Source organism: Streptomyces sp. NPDC057638 (assembly GCF_042800315.1).
GTDB lineage: Bacteria > Actinomycetota > Actinomycetes > Streptomycetales > Streptomycetaceae > Streptomyces.
The window spans coordinates 1-1421 of record NZ_JBHVHF010000602.1 but is presented as its reverse complement, the minus strand read 5'-3'; the positions used below and the strand labels follow the sequence as shown (position 1 = coordinate 1421).

Here is a 1421-nt window from a genome sequence, read left to right as displayed (position 1 = left end):
TGTTGTGTATAAGAGACAGCTGAAATCACACACGAGAGGGGCCGACGGTTGTGTTCCCGTCGGCCCGTCTCAGGATCGTCCTGCCGTCGCGGCGCGCCTCACGCGCCGTCACGGCCTGCCGCTCGCACGGCTCAGGCGCCTCAGGCGTCTACCTTCTCCATGATCTCGTCGGAGACGTCGAAGTTGGCGAAGACGTTCTGCACGTCGTCGCTGTCCTCCAGCGCGTCGATCAGCTTGAAGATCTTACGCGCGCCGTCCTCGTCCAGCTGGACCTGCATGGTCGGGACGAAGTTGGCCTCGGCGGAGTCGTAGTCGATGCCCTCGGCCTGGAGCGCGCTGCGGACGGCGACCAGGTCGGTGGCCTCGCTCAGCACCTCGAACGACTCACCGAGGTCGTTGACCTCCTCCGCGCCCGCGTCCAGGACGGCGCCCAGGACGTCGTCCTCGGTCAGCTCGCCCTTGGGGACGATCACGACGCCCTTGCGGTTGAAGAGGTACGAGACCGAACCAGGGTCGGCCATGGAGCCGCCGTTGCGGGTCATGGCGACGCGCACGTCGGAGGCGGCGCGGTTGCGGTTGTCGGTGAGGCACTCGATGAGCACGGCGACGCCGTTCGGCCCGTAGCCCTCGTACATGATCGTCTCGTAGTCGGCGCCACCGGCCTCAAGGCCCGCGCCGCGCTTGAGCGCGGAATCGATGTTCTTGTTGGGAACGGACTGCTTCTTCGCCTTCTGGATGGCGTCGTACAGCGTCGGGTTGCCCTCGATGTCAGCGCCGCCCATGCGCGCCGCGACCTCGATGTTCTTGATCAGCTTCGCGAAGAGCTTGCCGCGCTTGGCGTCGATCACGGCCTTCTTGTGCTTCGTCGTAGCCCATTTAGAGTGGCCGGACATCTGCCTGTCTCCTTCGCGTTACCCATTGCTGCTGCGTTCGGCAGCGATCCTACCGGGAGCCGGTCACCGGGAGGCGCGCGCCATCTCCACGAAGAGCCGGTGCACCCGATGGTCCCCCGTCAGCTCCGGGTGGAACGACGTGGCGAGCAGACCGCCCTGCCGTACGGCGACGACATGGCCCTCATGACGGGCGAGCACCTGGACCTCGGCGCCCACCGACTCCACCCAGGGAGCGCGGATGAAGACGCCCTCGACCGGACCCCCGGCCACACCCGCCATCTCGACGGCCGCCTCGAAGGACTCGTTCTGCCGCCCGAACGCGTTCCGGCGGACGATCATGTCGATGCCGCCGATGGTCTCCTGGTCCGAGCGCGGGTCCAGGATCTTGTCGGCGAGCATGATCAGCCCGGCGCAGGTGCCGTAGACCGGCATCCCGCCGCGGACGCGCTCGCGCAGCGGCTCCAGCATCCCGAAGAGCCGGGCCAGTTTGGACATGGTGGTGGACTCGCCGCCGGGGATGACCAGGGC

2 protein-coding genes are annotated in these 1421 nt (G+C 67.5%); both read right to left on the bottom strand.

Annotation, left to right across the window (positions count from 1 at the left end; all coding sequences use genetic code 11):
- Positions 1-140 precede the first annotated feature (140 nt).
- Positions 141-893 carry a YebC/PmpR family DNA-binding transcriptional regulator gene (locus ACFVIM_RS35115; RefSeq protein WP_384310434.1) on the bottom strand — a complete coding sequence of 251 codons (753 nt, stop codon included), beginning with the start codon at positions 891-893 and terminating at the stop codon, positions 141-143.
- Positions 894-956: 63 nt separating this feature from the next.
- Positions 957-1421: pyridoxal 5'-phosphate synthase glutaminase subunit PdxT (gene pdxT, locus ACFVIM_RS35110; protein ID WP_384310432.1), on the bottom strand; the 465-nt coding region annotated here is incomplete at its 5' end.